This is a genomic window from Aurantivibrio plasticivorans, assembly GCF_055392955.1.
This window is the reverse complement of record NZ_AP036020.1, coordinates 996,171-1,017,463: the sequence shown is the minus strand read 5'-3', so window position 1 is coordinate 1,017,463 and position 21,293 is coordinate 996,171. Positions and strand designations below refer to the sequence as shown.

20 protein-coding genes are annotated in these 21,293 nt (G+C 47.4%); 9 read left to right on the top strand and 11 right to left on the bottom strand.

Translation table 11 applies throughout. From position 1 onward, the window contains the following. The first annotated feature begins 295 nt into the window (after nt 1-295). Nucleotides 296-1,756, top strand: coding sequence for a membrane-bound lytic murein transglycosylase MltF (gene mltF / locus ACZ5NB_RS04470; protein ID WP_464107852.1), 1,461 nt, complete (start codon nt 296-298; stop codon nt 1,754-1,756). On the opposite strand, the gene tadA is transcribed toward mltF, so the two are convergent. Beyond that, the gene (gene tadA / locus ACZ5NB_RS04465) at nt 1,753-2,274 is read right to left on the bottom strand and encodes a tRNA adenosine(34) deaminase TadA (RefSeq protein ID WP_460231789.1); all 522 of its coding nucleotides are present in this window, start codon (nt 2,272-2,274) and stop codon (nt 1,753-1,755) included. The genes mltF and tadA overlap by 4 nt on opposite strands. Before the next feature lie 156 nt (nt 2,275-2,430). On the opposite strand from tadA, the gene ACZ5NB_RS04460 reads away from it, so the two are divergent. After that, complete coding sequence (locus ACZ5NB_RS04460; protein ID WP_460231788.1) at nt 2,431-2,751, top strand: 2Fe-2S iron-sulfur cluster-binding protein; 321 nt, start codon at nt 2,431-2,433, stop codon at nt 2,749-2,751. 256 nt (nt 2,752-3,007) lie between these two features. Continuing rightward, nucleotides 3,008-4,441, top strand: coding sequence for an aldehyde dehydrogenase family protein (locus tag ACZ5NB_RS04455; protein ID WP_460231787.1), 1,434 nt, complete (start codon nt 3,008-3,010; stop codon nt 4,439-4,441). 76 nt (nt 4,442-4,517) lie between these two features. On the opposite strand, the gene ACZ5NB_RS04450 is transcribed toward ACZ5NB_RS04455, so the two are convergent. Continuing rightward, nucleotides 4,518-5,057 (bottom strand): GNAT family N-acetyltransferase, encoded by a 540-nt coding sequence (locus ACZ5NB_RS04450; RefSeq protein ID WP_460231786.1) that lies wholly within the window; start codon nt 5,055-5,057, stop codon nt 4,518-4,520. Nucleotides 5,058-5,313: 256 nt separating this feature from the next. Beyond that, a complete protein-coding gene (locus ACZ5NB_RS04445; RefSeq protein ID WP_460231785.1) occupies nt 5,314-7,101 on the bottom strand; it encodes a thioredoxin domain-containing protein in 1,788 nt (595 codons plus the stop codon). Nucleotides 7,102-7,609: 508 nt separating this feature from the next. On the opposite strand from ACZ5NB_RS04445, the gene ACZ5NB_RS04440 reads away from it, so the two are divergent. Continuing rightward, a complete protein-coding gene (locus tag ACZ5NB_RS04440) occupies nt 7,610-8,659 on the top strand; it encodes a peptidyl-alpha-hydroxyglycine alpha-amidating lyase family protein (protein ID WP_460231784.1) in 1,050 nt (349 codons plus the stop codon). Between the two features lie 79 nt (nt 8,660-8,738). Here ACZ5NB_RS04440 and ACZ5NB_RS04435 read toward each other — a convergent pair whose 3' ends face one another. Further along, complete coding sequence (locus ACZ5NB_RS04435; protein ID WP_460231783.1) at nt 8,739-10,100, bottom strand: HupE/UreJ family protein; 1,362 nt, start codon at nt 10,098-10,100, stop codon at nt 8,739-8,741. A gap of 150 nt (nt 10,101-10,250) precedes the next feature. Between ACZ5NB_RS04435 and ACZ5NB_RS04430 the strand changes: the two genes are divergently transcribed. Together ACZ5NB_RS04430 and ACZ5NB_RS04425 are read left to right on the top strand one after the other, a co-directional pair. Next, on the top strand, nt 10,251-11,453 hold the full coding sequence (locus tag ACZ5NB_RS04430; protein WP_460231782.1) for an NHL repeat-containing protein: 1,203 nt from the start codon (nt 10,251-10,253) through the stop codon (nt 11,451-11,453). Nucleotides 11,454-11,580: 127 nt separating this feature from the next. Next, nucleotides 11,581-12,789 (top strand): IS256 family transposase, encoded by a 1,209-nt coding sequence (locus tag ACZ5NB_RS04425; protein WP_460233227.1) that lies wholly within the window; start codon nt 11,581-11,583, stop codon nt 12,787-12,789. Between the two features lie 75 nt (nt 12,790-12,864). On the opposite strand, the gene ACZ5NB_RS04420 is transcribed toward ACZ5NB_RS04425, so the two are convergent. Continuing rightward, on the bottom strand, nt 12,865-13,254 hold the full coding sequence (locus ACZ5NB_RS04420) for a c-type cytochrome (protein ID WP_460231781.1): 390 nt from the start codon (nt 13,252-13,254) through the stop codon (nt 12,865-12,867). Between the two features lie 64 nt (nt 13,255-13,318). Beyond that, nucleotides 13,319-15,373, bottom strand: coding sequence for an outer membrane protein assembly factor BamB family protein (locus ACZ5NB_RS04415; RefSeq protein WP_460231780.1), 2,055 nt, complete (start codon nt 15,371-15,373; stop codon nt 13,319-13,321). A 289-nt stretch (nt 15,374-15,662) separates the two neighbouring features. Here ACZ5NB_RS04415 and ACZ5NB_RS04410 point away from each other — a divergent pair, with 289 nt between their 5' ends. Together ACZ5NB_RS04410 and mobA are read left to right on the top strand one after the other, a co-directional pair. Beyond that, nucleotides 15,663-16,244, top strand: a complete 582-nt coding sequence (locus ACZ5NB_RS04410; protein ID WP_460231779.1) for a hypothetical protein — start codon at nt 15,663-15,665, stop codon at nt 16,242-16,244. A gap of 3 nt (nt 16,245-16,247) precedes the next feature. Continuing rightward, entirely contained in the window at nt 16,248-16,892 is a 645-nt protein-coding gene (gene mobA, locus ACZ5NB_RS04405; RefSeq protein WP_460231778.1) for a molybdenum cofactor guanylyltransferase MobA, read from the top strand. 85 nt (nt 16,893-16,977) lie between these two features. Here mobA and ACZ5NB_RS04400 read toward each other — a convergent pair whose 3' ends face one another. The 3 genes from ACZ5NB_RS04400 to ACZ5NB_RS04390 all read right to left on the bottom strand — a co-directional run bounded on the left by ACZ5NB_RS04400 (nt 16,978) and on the right by ACZ5NB_RS04390 (nt 18,564). Further along, nucleotides 16,978-17,385, bottom strand: coding sequence for a GFA family protein (locus tag ACZ5NB_RS04400; RefSeq protein WP_460231777.1), 408 nt, complete (start codon nt 17,383-17,385; stop codon nt 16,978-16,980). Nucleotides 17,386-17,607: 222 nt separating this feature from the next. Next, nucleotides 17,608-17,997: a VOC family protein gene (locus tag ACZ5NB_RS04395; RefSeq protein ID WP_464107851.1), complete on the bottom strand. Its 390-nt coding sequence runs from the start codon at nt 17,995-17,997 to the stop codon at nt 17,608-17,610. Nucleotides 17,998-18,033: 36 nt separating this feature from the next. After that, nucleotides 18,034-18,564, bottom strand: coding sequence for a pyridoxamine 5'-phosphate oxidase family protein (locus ACZ5NB_RS04390; RefSeq protein ID WP_460231775.1), 531 nt, complete (start codon nt 18,562-18,564; stop codon nt 18,034-18,036). Nucleotides 18,565-18,667: 103 nt separating this feature from the next. Here ACZ5NB_RS04390 and ACZ5NB_RS04385 point away from each other — a divergent pair, with 103 nt between their 5' ends. Next, the gene (locus ACZ5NB_RS04385; RefSeq protein ID WP_460231774.1) at nt 18,668-19,570 is read left to right on the top strand and encodes a LysR family transcriptional regulator; all 903 of its coding nucleotides are present in this window, start codon (nt 18,668-18,670) and stop codon (nt 19,568-19,570) included. Nucleotides 19,571-19,671: 101 nt separating this feature from the next. Here the strand turns inward: ACZ5NB_RS04385 and ACZ5NB_RS04380 are convergent, their stop codons facing one another. Continuing rightward, a complete protein-coding gene (locus ACZ5NB_RS04380) occupies nt 19,672-20,340 on the bottom strand; it encodes an NrsF family protein (RefSeq protein WP_464107850.1) in 669 nt (222 codons plus the stop codon). Nucleotides 20,341-20,383: 43 nt separating this feature from the next. Further along, on the bottom strand, nt 20,384-21,172 hold the full coding sequence (locus tag ACZ5NB_RS04375) for a sigma-70 family RNA polymerase sigma factor (RefSeq protein WP_460231772.1): 789 nt from the start codon (nt 21,170-21,172) through the stop codon (nt 20,384-20,386). Nucleotides 21,173-21,293 lie beyond the last annotated feature (121 nt).

The following is a 21,293-nucleotide window of genomic DNA, read 5'->3' as shown; positions in this document are numbered from 1 at the left end:
TAAAAATCTCGACAAATAACAACATCATGAAAATTTATACTCAAAGCAGACCAAAATTAGACAGACAGACTTCGGCGAACACGAAAATGGCATCGCAATCATCACCTGGACTACTATAATCATGAAAGGAAAACAAGCTAGTCGATCACAGGTCGAATCTATAAAATTGCGCAAATTTTGAATTTAGAGTCGAAGTTTTAACCAGCTCATTGAGCCAGCCAACTAAACACAAGGTACTGTTTAAGTTAAGGCTCGATGACAAGATCCATGGAAGGCTAGAGTGAGGCAAAACACAATGGTAGTAAGCGGTGTATTAAAAAACGTTTCGCGGCTAGCGCTAGCCGCTGCGTTGTGCATCCCGCTAGTTAAGAGCCATGTGCCCACTACCCTCGACAACGTACTGAATAACAACGTTCTACATATCATTTCTCGAAACGGTCCCACTACCTTTTACGAAGGCCCTCACGGTATGGCTGGATTCGAGTACGTCATGGCGAAAGCTTTCGCTGAAGACCTTGGCGTAGAACTACAAATTCATAACGTCGACAATCTTGGCGAACTGATTGATAACGTTTCGTTAGCCAAGCAGCACCTGGGCGCGTCAGGCCTTACAATCACCGAAAGTCGGCAAACCCGCGTTAAATTCGCCGCGCCCTACCTAAACGTCACACAACAACTCATTTTCAATAGCCGCACTGAACAGCCTGAGTCTCTATCAGATATCGAAGGCAAACGTATTGTTGTCGTGGCTAACAGCTCTCATGCCGAAAACCTTCGAGAGCTAAAAGAGGACTTTCCAAACCTTGAATGGGAAGAAATTAGCGACGTAGAGATGATTGATTTGTTGGAGATGGTGCATAACGGCAAGGCTGATTACGCTGTCGTCGACTCCAACGCCTATCAGTTTAATCGCAATATTTTCCCGCGAGCAAAAGCCGCCTTTGATATTTCTGAGCCTCAACAGCTCGCCTGGATTTTCCCCAAACGAAACGATGCGACCCTCTATAACGCCGCGCAGGATTTCTTTGCAAAAATTGAAGATGACGGGCGTTTAGAGCAATACGTCACGCAGCATTTTGGTAAAAAAGACAAAGTAAATCGCGGTGGCGCTTTGCTGTTCGCCAACCGCATTGAAAACCGCTTGCCACGCTGGCGACCATTTCTAGAAGAAGCCGGTAAAGAACACAATTTAGATTGGCAACTACTCGCTGCCATTAGTTACCAAGAATCGCACTGGAATGCACGCGCAAGATCGCACACAGGCGTTCGAGGGTTGATGATGTTGACGCAAGCAACTGCCAAAGATATGGGCATATCTAATCGCGTCGATCCGCAACAAAGCATTAAGGGCGGCGCCAAATACTTTAAGAAAATTTTCGATCGTATCCCAGATCAAATTCAAGGCCGCGACCGCACCTGGATGGCACTAGCCGCCTATAACGTCGGAATGGGCCACTTAGAAGACGCTCGCATTCTTACCGAGCATTTTGGATTTAACCCCAACAAATGGGATGACGTCGCAAAGCATTTACCATTACTAGCGAAGCGCAAGTACTACAAATCCATGAAGCATGGTTACGCTCGCGGATGGGAGCCGGTCGCCTACGTAGAGAATATTCGCAACTATTACAACGTCCTAGCGTGGCACAGCCAAACGGAAGATCGACGTCTTGCCGCCGCTAAACGGGATGACAGTGAGTTCCAAGCTGTTAACGAAAAAGCGACGAGCCTAGACCGAGTATCCCTCGCGCTTTAGCCGTCACTCTCTTGTTGCGCGCGTTTAGCTTGCTTGCGCTGCTCACGACGATACTTGAAGAAATCCGACATTATTCCAGACGCTTGGTCCTCTAATACGCCATGGTCATAACGGACCAAATGGTTGCTACTCGGCGCATCGAGTACATGCAACTGACTGACCACTGCACCCGCTTTAGGCTCCAGCGCCCCAAAAACCACTCGCGCTATGCGACTGTGTACCAATGCTCCCGCGCACATAGCACATGGCTCTATAGTCACATAGAGCGTGGCACCAGGTAAGCGGTAATTACCCAACTTTTTGGCCGCATCGCGCAGCACAACGATTTCCGCATGGGCACTCGGGTCGCAGCTACTGATCGGACGATTCCAGCCCTCAGCCAATAGCTTTCCGTCCGCACTCACAAGCACTGCACCCACTGGCACCTCTCCCTGTTCCCTGGCGCACTTTGCCATAATCAGCGCACGCTCCATCCAGCGCCTATCAATTTGCGCCTGATCATCGATTAATTCGCTCAATACTGTACCCGCTCCAATGCTCTCAATTTAGAAACCTGGTGTAGCACTAAAGCTACTTAACTTGCACCATACCAGCCAACACCCTATGATTCTCCCCCATTAAAATCTGCATCAACAATTCAATTAGACCCAAATAGAGTAGACTCAGAGGAACACATGCCGAACGTTATATACCTAACGCCAGACGGCGGCCAGTATGAAGTTGACGTCCCCGAAGGTAATACTGTCATGGAAGGTGCCGTGGACAATATGATTGATGGTATTTTGGCAGAGTGTGGAGGGTCATGCACTTGCGCAACCTGCCATGTCTATGTGGATGCTGCATGGAAAGACAAAATTGATGAACCCGGTGAGTTTGAAAAAGACCTTCTTGAGATGGTTCTAGAACCTGCCGATAACAGCCGCTTGTCGTGCCAGATTAAAGTGACTAGTGAACTAGACGGTTTAACCGTCCGCATACCCACGGCACAAATCTAACGGCTAGCGTGGGGCTAGCGCATTGAAATCTGCCAATTCGCCCCCATTTTCAGACGTTACACATTCCAATACACCGAATGAAGTCGCGCCTGACGTAACATCGTTATCATGCCAATGGGCTACCTCCCTGCGGCGTTTCTGACGCACACCCAAGCGGCAGAGAACCAAACACCATGGGAAACATTATCTCGTCCAAGCAGCCCAACCATCGACGCGGATAAATTTCTCAATACAACATCCAACTTTGGAGAATCTCGTGAAGCAAGCCACTCAATTCTACATCAACGGCGAATGGGTAGATCCAGTAGAGCCGAAACAAATTGACGTCATTAACCCCGCGACCGAGCAGCCAGTTGCAACCATTTCTATGGCAAGCAAAGCTGATGTCGATAAGGCTGTCGCCGCGGCTAAAACAGCGTTCGAAACCTTTTCGCAAACCACACGTGAAGAACGTGTCGCGCTACTCGAAAAGCTCGTGGGTGCTTACCAAGCGAAATACGCCGAGATGGCTGAAGCTATTACCTTAGAAATGGGTGCTCCTAAGGCGCTGTCTGAAAAAGCGCAGGCGGGTACAGGACTAGGCCACATTACTACTGCGCTAGAAATTCTTAAAACCTACGAGTTCGAAGAAGACCTCGGCACTTCACGTGTATTTAAAGAGCCGATCGGCGTATGCGGTTTTATCACCCCATGGAACTGGCCGATCAACCAAATCATGTGTAAGGTCGCGCCCGCACTTGCCACCGGCTGCACCATCGTATTAAAACCAAGCCAGGTTGCGCCATTAGATGCTTACGTCCTAGCCGAAATGATCGACGCAGCGGGCTACCCGCCCGGCGTTTTCAACCTCGTCAACGGCGCGGGTACCGCAGTAGGCGAATGGCTATCCACTCACGAAGATGTCGACATGATCTCGCTCACCGGTTCAACCGGCGCTGGTGCTGCAGTGGCTAAATTTGCCGCCGACACCATTAAGCGTGTTTCTCTGGAACTTGGCGGCAAGTCCGCGAACATCGTCCTTGACGATGCAGACCTAAAGCGTGCAGTTAAAGTCGGCGTAGTCGGTTGTATGAATAACACCGGACAATCTTGTAATGCGCCAACGCGAATGCTGGTTCCAGCCGACAAGCATGACGAAATCGTCGAAATGGCAAAGGCCGTTTGCGAAAGCTTAAAAGTGGGTGCGCCCGACGCCCCCGATACAGTTATTGGCCCGCAAGCGAACAGTCGCCAATGGGGAACCGTACAGAAGCTTATTCAACAAGCTATCGATGATGGCAATGAGTTGGTTTGCGGCGGCGTTGGCAAACCAGACGGATTGGACGTGGGCTTCTATACCAAACCTACCATTTTCGCGAACGTGAAAAATTCTGACATGATCGCGCAAGAAGAAGTCTTCGGCCCAGTACTTGTCATCATTCCTTATCAAGACGAAGAAGAAGCGATTAAGATTGCTAACGATAGTATCTACGGCCTATCCGGTTATGTTCAATCTGGTGACGTGGATCGCGCTCGCAAAGTCGCATCACGCATGCGTACTGGTATGGTCCACCTCAACGGCGCACCTGGTGACTTAAAAGCACCGTTCGGTGGTTACCGTCAATCCGGTAATGGTCGTGAGTGGGGAGCCCACGGATTTGATGAATTCTTAGAGCTAAAAGCGGTGATGGGTTACACACCCCGTAGCTAAATTTAGCATTCATTGATAAAAAACAAAAAGCCCGGTCATGGCAACATGACCGGGCTTTTTATTATCGGTACACCGCCTACCAATACGCTGGATCATTCAAAGGCTTAATACAGCTCACTCTTCCCTGCATCCGTTTTATTGGTTCACCTTTCAATGACTGCACCATCCAACCCTCTGGCTGGCTTAGTTTACAAGGCGCCTGTATGACGGATTCTGAGAGCTGTTTGAAACCAAACTTGCCATAGTAGTGTGGGTCGCCATAGGTAAAAACCAAATCTACAGCACGTCGTTTTAAATCATCCAAGCCATAGCGGATAAGCTGTTGGCCAATCCCTTGTCGTTGCGACTGGGTTTGCACTGCTATAGGCGATAAGATAAACGCTTCCTGACCGCTCGGCACCCACATCCGACTAAGGAATATGCCCCCTACTGTTGCTCGGCCAGACTGAGCAATAAAACCGATAAGGTCTTCAGCGGGTGTTGTGGCGATCATTTCCTCTACCAAAAGACCAATCAATCGACCCTCAGATTCCCCTTCAGAATCGGAAAACACATTCAAATAGAGCGATATGACCTCAGATTTTTGCGCAAGCCTATAGCTTGTTAACTCAATCATTCACTTAACCGTATCGACGCGTCAATTATTTTTACTTGAGGCCCAATAATATTTATAGGAGCAATGTGTACCCGACCATCATCTGCTTCGCTATGCGGAGCGATCGTCATGAAATAACCTAAAAAATAATGACTCATAAAGTTTTCGGTTTTTTCCTTAGCGCTACCAACATGAAATATAAACCACACTCTCTCACATCATGACACACAAAAAAGCCCCGCAGATGCGAGGCTTTTTATCTATTCAAAAAGCGTCTCTAGTTTTGAGAATACTTAGGCGTACCTTCTTCCAGATTGGTGTAGGTGTAGTAGCCGATAAACATCTCATCCCAACTTTGCGCTCCGCCTTTAACAACGGTGGCAGGATCAGGATTACCTGGGTTGAACTCAGAGTTGTCAAACACGGCATCGTTTACGACACGGGTACCTGCGGGTAAGAAAATTGGCTTTTCCAGACGGTATGTTGGCTGCCATGCAAAGTTATAATTAGGCACGTTCAACAATACTTCGCGGCGACCATCAGGGTAAATCGCTGAGAAACGGAACGCTTTGCCACGATAGTGCATGTGCGGCCGCATTGCATAAAGCATGGTGTCATGATCAAACACATAGTGATTATTCATCGCATGCTCAGGCTCATTTGGACGCAATGTTAAATTTGGCCCACCCAATGAAACAGACTTAGTCAGGTATTTATACTCTGGCTTTTTGTCATGAAACCACAACCCTACCTTAGTACTATCAACCACTTCTTTACCAAAGGTGGTGTAGTGCATTTGCATACTCAACTCAAAACCTTTGGGAATAAATACGCCAGTATTTTCAGGGAAGACAGTGACATCGGTTTTGCCTGGAGCATAACCTTCTAGAAAATCACGGACGTCTTCTTCATTAAGGACGCGATTATCACCACCAGGTGAAGTGATGTAAGCCAACAAGTGATGAAGTACACGTTTATCGCCAGGGATAAATTGTACAGCACGTACGTATTTGTCTTCTTCGAAATCCAACTTAATCACGTTATTGAAGTAATCCAACACGCCAGTGGCAGGTACGGTAAACGAAGGCACTTCAATAATTAAATCTGGCTCTTCATCTAATTGCCAACCTTGTTCAATCGCAGCCACTGTGGTGAGCGGATCAACTTTACTATCACCGCGCTTAGCGCCTGCATCGATCCAATGCACAAGTGTTTGAGTTTCTTCTTTGGTGAGATAGTTCGCATTGGTGAAGTGATTGTAAGTAGGATCAACCTGCGCGGGAGGCATACGCTTAGTCATCACAACTTCACGAATCATCGGCGCAAAGCCACGAACCATTGGATAGCTATCCATTGCAAATGGACCGATTCCACCCTGAACATGACAGTGCACACAATTTTTTTCCAAAATTGGAGCAACATCCTCGGCATAATCCGGAGCGGCTTTTGCGTGCATTGCTTTGACAGGAAACTCTAAGTCACATGCAGCCTCAACCGGTAACTCTTTCGTCGCCATTTGGGTATGCTTACCATCTAGCACGGCTTGAATAGCATCCGCTAAATGTGTTGTGCCAGGTGTTTTTGCGCGGCGATTGGGAGGGCTATCCAATGGGCCGCGATAGACCAAGGCGTTAGACTTGGGATCCAATACTAGAATCTCACCGGCCTGTTTTACGCCAAGTGTCTCCGTTGCGAGCTGCGTATCATCTATCATGATAGGGAAATCGATATCATAGATGGATGCAAGCTTCTGAACAGATTGCAAACTGTCTTTGCCTGATGCGTTCATCATCAGGAATTTCACACCCATTGGCTCGAATGTCGTGCGTAGAAGTTTGTACTTGGGCAAGTTATCAATATTTGCCTGGCAACTATTGTCTTGAGAAATAACAACGACTGCTTTGTGGTAACCGAGTCGAGACAACTGATGTTGATCACCGACGTGGTCAATCAAACCAAAGTCGCCAACCTTTGTCGGCGCTGCCGTTGCACCAGCCGCTAGTGCGAAAGTAGCGAGCGGGACAAGCCCTTTTGCTACTCGACTGAAGAGTGCCTTACGTTTCATAACAAACCTCCACCATACGAAGTTTTTACGCTTCTGAATTTGTAATTATAGTTCCACTTCTGGTAAACGCCGCATCGACTGTTACTGCAAAGCCAGGCCCAAGCCTTAAAAGCTTCAGCGTGGCATGGTGAGCGACAGCAAAATGCTCGGAAATGCAATAAAGACTAGAACTGAACGGCGCTAATTATTTTTATTTATATCCAAGGGTAATACCTAGTAGCCATCCCCAAGAGATAAAGACCCTAAGCTAAAAAGGATTATAAGGCCCGCATACCAATTCGCAAATGCTTCTTAAGTAAACGATTGTAAGGCCCGCCACGCGCCCCGTGATAGTTAGCCATACCGACAATATAAATTTTTGCATACATTCAGGTATTCTCGCTTTACGTTTTATGATGAAGCATTCCGCTTGGCTTAAAGACATACCTTTTATTTTCAAGTAGAGTGCCGCAACGCAATGTAGAACTACCGCGCATAATAATAACCTTTTTATTCTCTGGAGCTTTTTATGACGTTCTTACGGATTAAAACCGTGGCAGCTACCGCCCTCATGACTACCGCGTTGGGCTTATGCACCACAACGGCTTATGCACAACTCGACAACCCGAATATCATTCCCAACCGATTCAATACTGTTCCTGGTGTCTGGGCAAAACTTCCTGATGGCCGTAAATGGGGCGCGACCAGTACAGTCTATTACGCAGGTAATGGAAAGCTTTGGGCAGCAGAGCGGTGTGGCGCAAATGGCAATTGCTTAGAAACCCCGGATATCGACCCTATTTTTCTGATCGATGCGAAGACTGGTAACGTTGAGAAGGCATTTGGCCGCAATTTAATCGTCTGGCCACACGGCATCCATGTCGATAAAGAAGGTAATGTTTGGATTGCCGACGCACGCGGCGATGAAGCGCGAAAAAAAGGCCACCAAGTTCATAAATTTAGCCCTGACGGCGAACTGCTAATGAGCTTAGGGAAAGCCGGTGTCGCCGGTAATGACAAATACACCTTCGACCAACCCTGCGATGTTGCAGTCGCCGATAATGGCGATATTTTTATAGCCGACGGCCACTCAGCAGACGGCAACAACCGAATCGTTAAGTACGACAAAAACGGCAAATACCTGATGGAGTTCGGTGGTACTGGTGCTGAAGATGGTGAACTGAGAGTTCCTCATGCATTGGCAATAGACTCGAAAGGCCGCCTTTTTGTCGCTGACCGTAGCAATAGCCGCTTACAAATCTTTGAGCAAGACGGCACTCACGTCGATACCTGGACCCAATTCGGCCGCCCTAGCGGACTGTATATCGACTCAAAGGACATGCTGTATTCTGCGGATTCTGAGTCAAATACCGGCCCTCGGCGAAACCCCGGCTGGTATCGAGGTATTCGTATCGGTAGTGCAGTTGATGGATTCGTAACCGAATTTATCCCCGATCCTGACAATGGCCTAGTACGCGGTACCAATGTGGCTGAAGGCGTAACAGCCGATGACGAAGGCAATGTCTATGGAGCGGAAGTTCGCCAACGAGCGCTACGTAAATACGTACCGAAAAAATAGCGCTACATCATCCCAAGCTAGGCTCTCGAGAGAGAGCTTAGCTTTTTTCAAACGCTGCAAACGATTTTACAGTGCTAACTTAAGGTGAATCCTCAATCGAAGCATCATTTAACCAACCAGCTTTGAGATACCATAGCCGCATAAACCAAAACAGTGTTGCGCCAACAATCACCAAGATAAGCCACTCGATAAACTGCCCTAACAAAACCCAATCCATGGAAGGCCATGTTACTGAATACTGTAACAATTGAGAAAAACGCTCAGTGAGCCAGTGCCACGCCTCATGAACCACGAATGCTGAAAGCAGCAACACCCCATAACGCTGAAAGCCCTGGAAACGCAGTAAGCACCGCATGACAACCACTACAATCGCCAGTGCAACCAGCTGACCCAACTCCACTCCGAGATTGAACGCAACCAGGGAAGAAATGAGATGCTCTCCCGCAAACTGCAATCGCTCAGACAAAAGAAATGAAAAACCGAACCCGTGAACTAAACCAAATACATAAGTTAATATCACACGGTGACGCAGCGACACTCCAATAATATTTTCAATAGCAACATAAATGATTGACGCAGCGATCAGTACCTCAATCAATGGCGCGAACCAGCCACTATCTATTCGAACACCCAAAGCAGCGCCAACTAACGTCACAGAGTGCGCGAGCGTGAATGCCGTTACCAACGGGACTAAGCGGATATAACGCCTTACAGGAAGAACCAAACACAACAAAAACAGCAAGTGATCAATCCCGAAGATAATGTGTTCAAAACCCATCACCGTGAATTTCGACAATGCAAATAAAACACCTGGATTAAGCGCTATTTCGCCTACATCACCTACAAAGCTAAACACTTGCTCATCTCCTTCACGAGGAAGGAAATACACTACCGATAATGTCGTCTCACCAAGGCGATAGAGATTGGATTCAAAATAAAATCGCTCACTCTCTTCAGGAATATCGTAGATCAACCAGACATCAAGTAGCGCTTGATTCCAATAGAGGTTAGTTTGGTTATCGAGTGTCGGCGCATTAAAGTGTTCGATAGCGCTATCATAGTGACTAAAAGCGATGTCTGAAGGGAGAGATATTCTTGTTGCATGTATTTGCGGCCTCGCTAGCGATTCATCACCAGCTTTGAGATGAATCTCATCCACAAAATACGTCGCCACTGCGGCATCTAAGCTTGACTGCAATTGATCAAAATCTAAATAACCTGGACCGCGCTTGGGAAAATCAATTTCACGCAATGCATCGGTAGGTACTCGAATCAGCACATCGAGTGTTGACGCATTTTGTTTCGCGAAGAGCTTTAACTCAACGCGCGCGGGTGCGTCATGAGCCAACGAAGAACCACTGTAGACCGCACACGAGAAAGCAACAAAAATCAACACAAGGAATAATGGTCGACTTATTACGTAAACCAATGTAAATCGCAACTCAAGCTCCCTATTTTTCTATGAAATAGTTGGCGTATTTTACGTTTCCCAACAAGCGATCGAGTATACTGGCCGACCTTAGGTGAGTATACTCTTAGCCGCAATTTACTTTCCTGCTCGAAAAAACCTGGTCGACTGGAGGATATAATAATGACAATCCCAGGATATTTTAATAAAACACGACGACCCATTCTTTTAGGTGCTGCTGCTCTCGCAAGCATCATCGCCTTGGGGGCTCTTAACGCGAAAATTGATCATGTCACCGCTGCCGAGGGTGGCGCACGTATGGCACCTGCTTTCGAAGTGGATCCCTTTTGGCCAAAGCCGTTGCCTAATCACTGGATACTGGGCCGCACAATCGGCGTCGCTGTCGACAGCCGGGACCACGTGTACATAGTCCATCGCGATCAAAATAATATGTTTGGAGAGCGTACAGAAATCGGTCTAAAAACGGGTGTTAGTGAGTGTTGTACACCTGCCCCGCCCGTTTTGGAATTTGACCCTGAAGGCAATCTCGTCAATGCCTGGGGCGGCCCAGGTGAAGGGTACTCTTGGCCAGCGTCAAACCACGGTATTGAGATCGCGCCGAATGGCGATGTGTGGATTGGAGGAAATGGTAGCGGGGACTCTCACGTGCTCGTTTTCAGCCGAGACGGAAAGTTTTTGAAAGAAATTGGGAAAGCAGGTGAAAGCCGCGACAGCAATAGCACCGAACACTTCTCCATGGTCGCTGAAATTGCTATCGATGCAAAAAGCAACGAAGCTTATATCGCCGACGGTTATGGCAACAAACGTGTGGCCGTGGTTGACGCCTCATCCGGCGACTTTAAACGGTACTGGGGTGCTTACGGTAATAAACCAGAAGATGTACGCATCCGATACAATCCAGATGAACCGTTACCGCAACAATTTATTGGCCCAGTCCATTGCGCAGAACCATCGAAGGACGGTTTAGTGTATGTGTGTGACCGTGGCGCAAACCGCATCCAAGTTTTCAAAACGGACGGGACCTTCGTCAAAGAAAAGCAAATCGCTCCGAAGACCTTGGCTCAAGGCGCGATTTGGGATATCGCTTTTTCACAAGACCCTGAGCAAAAGTTCATTTTTGTCGCGGATGGTCAAAACATGCGGGTTTATGTGGTAGAACGTCAGAGCCTTGAAGTGCTCACCAGCTTTGGTGATGGCGGACGACAACCTGGCCAGTTTTACGCGGTACATAGTATTGTCAGCGACTCGAAAGGCAACCTTTATACAACCGAAACCTACGAAGGCAAACGGGTACAGAAGTTTAACTATAAAGGCTTGAAAAAAATCTCTGCCGAAAACCAAGGGGTGGTCTGGCCGAGTAAATAATGAGTTACGGTTAAGCGCCGCATAGACACCGACGCCAAAAAAAAACCGCTGCACTTTCAAAAAGTAGAGACTGTAGCTAAAACTGTGTAACTGCTTATTATTGACCCTAACGAGGAGATAGTAAGCAATGAACCCTAAAGATCTTGAAGCTTTCGCAAAGGAAGCGGCCAAAGCCATTAAAACTGAATCTGACCTTGATGCATTTAGGCAGATGTTAACTAAGGTGACGGTCGAAGCCGCACTGAATGCCGAGCTCGATGAGCACCTTGGTTACGACAAACACGCTCAGTCAACAAACGCCAATAACCGCAATGGTAAATCGCGTAAAACCGTCAAGACAGAGGCGGGTCAGTTTGAATTAGAAACGCCTCGTGACCGTGACGGCAGTTTTGAACCCCAGCTTGTACAAAAGGGGCAAACACGATTTACGTCCATGGATGACAAGATCTTAAGCCTCTACGCCAAAGGCATGACCACGCGCGAGATCGTTGCCACCTTCAAAGAAATGTATGGTGCTGATGTTTCGCCGACATTGATATCCCGTGTCACCGATGCTGTTATTGAGCGCGTTGTTGAATGGCAATCTCGGCCGCTTGATCCTGTTTACCCTATTGTCTACCTAGACTGTATCGTCCTTAAAATCAGGCAGGATAAGCAGGTGATCAACAAGTCGGTTTACCTAGCTCTCGGTGTGACCATGGAAGGCCATAAAGAACTGCTAGGCATGTGGATCTCAGAAAATGAAGGCGCTAAATTCTGGCTAAACGTCTTAACCGAGCTACAAAATCGCGGCCTGCAAGATATTCTGATTGCGTGTGTTGACGGCTTAAAAGGCTTTCCAGATGCGATCAACAGCGCCTACCCCAACACACGTATTCAGCTATGCATTGTGCACATGGTGAGAAACTCCGTGAGGTATGTTCCTTGGAAGGACTACAAGGCCGTTACAGCGGATTTAAAACGGATTTACCAATCCGCCACTGAGGATGAAGCGCTACTCGCGCTGGATCAGTTCTCGGAGCGTTGGGATGCAAAATATCCGCAAATATCACGCAGCTGGCGAAGCCACTGGCACAACCTGAACACGCTGTTTAGCTATCCGCCAGAAATACGCAAAGCAATTTATACCACCAACGCCATCGAGTCTCTCAATAGCGTGATTCGCAAAGCGATTAAAAAACGAAAATTATTTCCAACAGACGACTCGGCTAAAAAAGTCGTCTTTTTGGCAATTATGGACGCTTCGAAAAAATGGACGATGCCGATTAGAAATTGGAAGGCCGCACTAAATCACTTTATGATTGAATTTGACGAGCGATTAAGTGACTATGTTTAACCAGCAGTTACACAGAATTATTTACAGTCTCAAAAAGTACAGCGGTTTTTTATGGCTGTGACACCATAACAAGAACTAATTTTGAATAATGATTTCGCTCATAGAACCATCTTGATGATTAAGTGGTGTATCCCCGGCAGGAAATTTCAACATATATAAAACATAAGCCATGATGTTGGTGTACTCTTCCAAACTTAAGCCACCAACATTGTCTTCGGGCATTGTTGCGCTAACCGTTTCATATAAATCTCCAAGAGGCTGCCCCTCCCAAGCTAGAAACTTATCTCCATAGTCATCCTTGTTGTGACACGCGATACAGTGCTTCTTGTACAGCTTCTGCCCTTGTGCCGCCTGATCTTTAATGTAAACACCATCCTGAGTTGTGCTCTCTGCCATTGCGCTACCAACGAAAAGAGTACCGAGCAACACGGCGACAACGCTAAAGCATCCTGTAATTTTTTTCATTTACGATTCTCCAAACAACAAAACGGGCAGCCTTTGCCACCCGCTTCTTCAAACTACTTATTATTTAATGACTTAAATCTGCTGACTCTTCTTTGGGCAGCGCCATCGCTGTTAATTTGCTACCCGTTTGCAAGATAACGTACTGATGTCCGTCATGGGTGTAGGTCATCATACCGTAGCGACTCTTGCCCGGTACAGGAACCTTGCCAATCTTTGAGCCTGTTTTCTTGTTAATTGCGAACAAGTGCGGCGAGCCATCCGCCGCTTCACCCGCATAGAATAGAAGGTTCTTTGTCACAGTCATCGGTGCCACTCGGCCAGTGCCCGTTTCACCGACATCAATGCCCTTAAGCTTACGATGATTTTTAATCTTGTCCGGTGTCTCACCCACTGGCACCCACCATAAATGCTCGCCAGTATTCATATCAATAGCACTAATGCGGCTGTAGGGTGGCTTATACAATGGCAAACCGTCTGGCCCACGCACGCCTTGACCACGTAATACCGCGTAATCAGCAATGGTTGTTCCCGTTGGCTCCTTAATCAGTTTATCGCGCTCAGCACCTGGAGCAATTAGACGTGAAGAGCAGCCTTTGCGAGACGTGACATACAATATACCTGACTCAGGATCAGCCGCTGCTGGGCCATCAATATTGACCCCACCAACATCACCGGGACACCACAGCGATCCCTTTTTACCCATGTCATTGTCGCGATGTAGCGGCGGGTTGAACAAGGGGCCAATTTCATATTCCGAGACGGCCTCGATCGCCTTCGCTCGTAGTTCCGGCGTAAAATCAATCAAGTCATCATGCGTCAAACCTTGCATATCATAAGGCGCAGGCTTGGTAGGGAACGGTTGAGTCTCCGATAGTTTTTCACCGGGAACTTTAGAGGCAGGAACCGGCTTTTCTTCAATAGGCCAAAGGGGTTCACCCGTAACGCGATTGAAGGCGTAAACAAACGCCTGTTTCGTCACCTGGGCAACCACAGGAACCGTCTCGCCGTTTTGCTCAACGTCAAGCAGCACCGGTGCGGTTGGGAGATCATAGTTCCAGATATCATGGTGCACGATTTGATAGTGCCAAACGCGCTTGCCAGTTTTAACATCTAATGCAAGCAAGCTGGTGCTAAATAGATTATCACCCGGTCTGAAACCACCGTAGAAGTCCAAGGTTGCGCCATTGGTTGGAATAAAAACCAAACCATTTTCCTCATCCGCCGACAAAGGCGCCCAAGAAGAAATATCGCCAGTCCACTTCCATGCATCGTTCTCCCAGGTTTCATGACCAAACTCACCGGGTTTTGGCAACACATTAAACTTCCACAGGAATTTTCCTGTTTTTGCATCGTAGGCAAGAATATCACCGGGGATATTCTCGACGCGTGATTGGTTGTAACCCTGTTCGGCTGAATTGCCAACAATGACCACACCATTGACCACAATCGGTGGCGATGAGGACGTAATGTAGCCTTTATCTAAAGGAAGCCCTTCATACGGGTCGTATTCGTGCCCCAAGTCTTTGAGAAGATCTACTACACCTGTTTCCGGGAACCCATCGATCGGCACTCTTTCTCCAAATCCCTCTAGTGGTTCGCCGGTTTCTGCATCCAACGCCGTTAAGAAAAACCCAGGACTAATGATGTAAATTACACCACGACCATCTACCTCCGCATAAGCTACACCTTTACCGTAATCTTTGCGCATGGAATATTCCCAGCGTCTGGTAGACGGCTCACGATAAGACCAGATTGTTTCCCCAGAGGCTGGGTCGATAGCGACAACGTGTCGACGTGGACCAGCAACGGTATAGAGCTTACCGTTAATGTAACTTGGCGTAGCACGGCCACTTCGTGCTTCAAAACTAGCGCCGTCCCAAACCCAAGCTTCCTCGACCTGCTCAAAGTTGTCGGCGTTAATTTGTTCGGCTTCAGAGTAACGCGTGTGCGAAGCTGGCCCACCAAGGTGAACCCATTCAACACTTTTACCCTGCGGCGCATGAGAGATTAGTTGTGGCTCAGATGCACAGCTAGCAAGCAAAGAAGCTCCTCCGCCTACACATGCCATCGATATCCCCATTACAGCGATAGACAGGCGTCGTTTTACACCAATCGTCATGAAAAGCTCCTCGTGAGATTTTTTGATTTTAACGGAGCAACCCAACAGTGATTATTATGATTAACTTGCTGGAGTTGAGTCCCGGTCACAGTCTGTTTCTATTTTGTACGTATTTTTTATATGCGAATTAAGCGCATTAAACAGCCTTGGGCAATGATCGCCAAGTCTAGCCGGTTCGAGATTTGCTGTATAGTATGCGACCTTTGCCAAGCAACGATAAGTTGTTGATCCAAACAAAACTAAACGAAAATCTGCCCGGTACCGCACCCGACAATAAGGCCTAGATCACATGCTGTGTAAACTTTTGTTATCCACCACTTTATTGGCTACGACTCTTTTCGCAACACAAATCACTCTATCAGACACGGCCAACTCTCAGACCGAGCAAGTTGCCGCCACGTCACGAGTCAATCATGGACTCGACTTTAGCCAAATCAAAGATGGGCCACTATTTATTCAACTGTTCACTGACAACCGACCTTGCCTCTCTGATGACCAATGCAATGAGAGCAGCCTAATCAATTTAGACAACCAAACGGAATTGGCGTTGAACAACAACCTAGCCACGCTTGCACAGCAGGTGTTAACGCACAGTTTTGAAGACGGCCAAGCAGCACTTGCAGATAGCGACCAAAACTCTCTCGCTCTTACCGGTAGTGTAGTCAAAGCAGTTATCGACAATAACGCGGTGATACTGCAGCTTGAATTCTCACTTCGTAAAGACCAACGTACGGTTTGGCAAAGTAGTTATCGCGGCAAATCGAATCTCAACAAAACTCAAACTACTGGCGACGCAATTAACCACGCGATCAATAAAGCAATCGAAGAACTAATGTATGATGACTATTTTGTAATGGAATTGATCGATTAATCTATGTCGAAGAATCACAACACAGTATTCGGTTTAGTGCTCGCTGGAGGCATGAGTGAACGCATGCAATCTCTCGCCGCAAGTCAACAACCCATTGATAAATGCTTATTAGAATGGCAAAACAATCCGCTTATTGCACATGTGATTCACCAGGCGTCTGCTCAAGTTGCTGAAGTTATTGTGAGCAGTAATTCTAGTGATAAAAAATACAGGCAGTTAAACACCACTTTGCTCGCCGATGATGGCGACATAAAACAATGCGGTCCCTTAGCGGGGATACTCACAGCTCTTCGCTGGGCTAAAAAGCAACAACTACCCTACCACTGGCTGGCGACATTTCCTGGCGACACACCAACGTTGCCAAGCGACATCGTTAGTCGCCTAATTGCAGCGCAGGATAACGACAACAGGATCAAAGTTATCAGCCTACAAACGGGAGAAAGAAGACAACCACTTTTCTCTTTATGGTCGCGCGATTGCCTTCAACCACTCAACGATTACTTGAGCAAAGACAAAAGAAAAGTCATGCAGTTTATTGAGGAACTACCACATCACTATGTCGTAGTGAATGAAAAGGAGTACACACTCAACAATATTAACACGCCAGAAGATTGGGAAACACTGAACAGCGACACACCACCTTTCTAGCTAACTGCTTTGCCAACGTCTCTTCTATCTTCGGCACTCAAACACTCCGCGTCCTCAAGGACACGACATATAACGTGTTAGCGTTTTATTTCCGATCAGCAGGGTGGTTCACCCCATCATAAGTCGGAATACCATCTATTGTTAACGGATTAATGCCTTCTAAACAGGCCACATTAAATCCGTACTGCGTGGGGTTTGATCGACGCTGATGATGTGTATAGATACCGCAGTTACCGCAAAAAAAGTGCTTCGCTGTTTTAGTGTTAAACTGATATAACTTAAGTACCTCTTCGCCCTTCAATATTTTTATACCTGACAAAGGCACCGACGCCGCAACCGCCCCTCTTCGCCGACATAAAGAACAATCACAACGCCGTACATCAACCAACCCATCAGGCAAATCCAGTTCAATCTCTACTGCACCACAATGACAAGTCGCTTTGTGTTTTGGTTGAACCTCTATTCCATCAACTACTTTCAAGTTAATCGGCATATTTGGACTCCTTTATGTACGGGTATTAAATATTCCATACTTGATAAGGTTTTAATTTTTGGCTATCAAGCTTTGGCGTATAGAAACATAGGTCCAGGGATAAGGGCAAACTCTATTTTTTTTGGTAATTCCTCCTTCAACTATCTCCCACCAACTTTCTGAAACAGAAAGGCCAGCAACCGCTGGCCTTTTCTTCATTTGATATTTTGCTAGTGAATATAATTAACCAGCGAAGATCAACACCATTCGAATACCACCGGGCTCAAATATCATTCCATGAATTGCTCCGCTATCACCTAACGGTTCTGGAGAAAAGTCAACCGTGACACCAGGATAGTTCGATGCTTTGTCAAACAAGGAATTTAGTTCAGCTTGGCTATCGACTTTCAACGCAAAGTGATGAAGGCCAATACGCGTTCGACGGTTAAACTCAAGAGCACCCTGTTCGGTTTGCCAAAGCGTGATGAATGCATTGCCATTGCTGACAAATTTTGCGGGGTAATCAGGCACTTCGTTAACAACTTCAAAACCAAGTACGTTGGTAAAAAATTCTGTGGTCTTTTCTAGGTCGGCAACAGCTAAACCGAGATGGTGAATACTTAAGTTACTCATAGAAACTCCTGCAAATAAAAGGTAAAACGGTGTGGGTTAGGGTTGTAAAACAAAATTAGGAATATGTTTTGAGCAGTTCCAATCAAAGGCTTCCACTCGAATAATGAACGCTCGCTCGACTTGGCTTGGGTTATTGGGATCAATCAGAGCATTCATTGCATCCAAATCGTTGTTGTTGACTTCAGTCGCTCGACCCAACATTTTCAATCGACGTTTATGCTGGTAATCCATAAAGAAGCAAGAAACCCGGTTGTTAGCGCGAAGCTGTCCTGTCGTGATGTATTGCCGATTACCAGTAAAATCGGCGAAACCAATGTGTCTTTCATCGATCACCTTTATGAAGCCTTTATATCCTCCACGATGCTGAATGTAGGGCCACCCATCTGGGCTTACCGATGCGATGTAAAAACTTTCCCTATCCGAAAGGAAATTCGCTTCGCGGTCGCTCAGGCTGCAATTAAAGTCTTCTTTGCGTGACCATTTTTCAAAGACGTCGCGACCGTTCTCTGCAACCTGAACTGATTTCACCGGGTCAGTAAATAAGATGTCTGCGAATCGGTGTCCCATAGTGATTTTCCTCTGCGATCAATGTGCTCATTTTCTCAGCATTCATTTGCATTAAGAATACTCATCTTGCAGAATTGACTATTCCTATATATGGAATAATAGAATGGACGTATTGCACGCAATGACGGTATTTGTGGCCGTTGCTGAAGAGGAAGGCTTTGCTTCCGCGGGACGCAAGCTCAACATGTCACCACCCGCTGTAACCCGGTCGATTGCGGCGCTAGAGAAGTATTTAGGTACACCTTTACTAATTCGTACGACTCGCCGCGTGCGGCTCACAGCGACCGGGCAACAGTATCTTCACGATGCGAAACGGATACTCGCTGACGTAAAACTAAGCCAGGAGTCAGCGGCAGGCGCGCACGGCAGGCCGACGGGACATCTATCTGTCACGGCCCCTGCCATGTTTGGCCGACTGTACATAACCCCCGTGATCACCGAGTTTCTAGAACGGAATCCTGATGTATCAGTCACCTCTGTACTGGTGGATCGGGTAACCAATCTAATCGACGAAGGCATCGATGTCGGTATCCGTATCGGAGAACTGCCAGACTCTAGTTTGCGCTCTATACGGTTGGGCTCTGTAAGGATAAAAACCTATGCATCACCGAGCTACCTGGCGCAATTCGGCACACCGCAAACGCCGGAGGAATTAGTCAATCACAGACTCATTGCCTCCACAGCGGGGTCGAGATCACCAACGTGGAAATTTTACGGCGACGACAATAATGAAAAGGGGTTTTCACTGAAACTCTCACCCAGCTACTCAAGCAACACCAATGACTCGGTCATTGCAGCCACAGCGCAAGGTTTTGGCATTACTCGCGTGCTGTCTTATCAGGCTGCGGCGGAAGTCGAGGCAGGAAAACTAGTGGCGATTCTTGAAGAATTTGATGGTCCACCAATGCCAATTAGCGTAGTCCACCCACAGGGACGAAATGTGCCCGCTAAGGTGCGAGTATTTATGGATTTAGCGATTGAGCTATTGGGCAAACAGCTATTTTAGTAACGAAAAATTCGTAGCCTGCATTAAGCAGAATGCATAAGTTCAGGCGGTAAGTACAAAAAGACCAGCGTACCCTGGCCTTTAGACAAGCTCGAAAAAATTTACTGTCTACTCGAGCGCCAGGGGATTACCGCGCCCAACAAACACCCCAGTAGACCGACAAAGGCCGCCGGTGATAAGTGGTAGATCAAGGCGTGCATTGGTACATACATACAGGCAAGTTGCATAATCAAGGCCGGAATGACAGTCGAAACAAATCCGATAATTGCGCCAGACAACCAGCCGTTTAAGACGTAGCCACGCCTCAGTAACGCCCCACCCAATACGGCGAGCGGGAAACTGTAGATAAGTACTTCTTCCAAACAATGATCACGCTTACCCACCATGCTCGGCTCTAATGCTGGATCAAATACACCCCATGCAACCATGCCAACCCACAGGATCCCGGCCAACAACGTTGTGGTTACGAGTAGCGGGCTGACACTGCCTGGGACTGCCGTGCGAAACGCCAATACAATAAAACCAAGCGCCATCAACAAACCGCTGGCCATTTCAATACCGTAGCGGAGTGTCAGCAAATCACTCAAAAATCCGGCACGCAATGGGGCCACCCACGCAGTGACACCAATGACCGCCAAAGCGGCCAAAATACCCCAGCTCCATGCATAACGAGCCGCGGGATAAACACGTATACCGTGGTCCTTTGCTATATCGCCGGCAAGTTGATCAATCAAATTGCCTCGCGAAGAATTATTTGTCATATCTGCCATAATCTTACTTCATCTATATCAAGCGGCTGTATCAGCGACATCACTAGCTCGCTACCGATAACTGCTTTTTCAAGGCTCCAATGGCACGATGAACACGAACTTTCATCGCGGCTTCGGAAATATTTGCCTTGTCAGCGGCTTCGCGCATGCTAAGGCCTACCACTTTGGTCAGTACCAGCGCCTCCCGGAAAGAGGGCGATAAACCACCAAAGATTTCATCGTGAAGAGTATGCTCGTCAGCTTGGTCTTCACCGGAAAACTGTTCAAAACGAATATTGGATTGTTCGTCGTCGACTGACGTCGTATCGGGGCTACGAGAGCGTTTACGCAATAAATCAATCGCCCGGTGGCGGATGATGGTGAAAAGCCAGGGCCTGAAAGGTCGATTAACATCGTAGGTATGGCGTCCTTGATGAATTGCCATCAAACACTCTTGTACACAGTCCTCCAAAAAGTCGATACCGCCGAAGTTAACCCTCAGATAAGCTTCGACGACACCTCCAAGCTCCGACAGCAGTTCGCGATAACTGCCGTCATTACCCTGCTGGGACTCGGCCATTAAACGAGACCAGCGAGCCTCATCCTCAGCGTATCGCTCTAAGGTGCGGGTATTTTTCGCACTGGCCTGGTTCGCCGCCTCGACGGTTTCAGGATGATCGGCGTCAGCCCGTCTCTTTAACAAATCTGCCATACTCGCTAGCGCTCTATTGCCGGGATCAACCACCCTTTCCAGCACTTTGTCAGAGAGTGCTTGAACTGAAGTTAAAGCGCTGGGGCGCGCCTCGTCGAGGGAGGGATCTACATCAAATGCTGTAGCCGAGTATTGCAACATAATTTCTCGCTAGTTCCTAGAGAGTCGATAACCAAACAATGGTATTTATTCGCAGGCAAAGCACAGTTTGCTTGCAGATTCCTGATACGCCATCCTCCACTAGATGGTTACAGAAATCTTT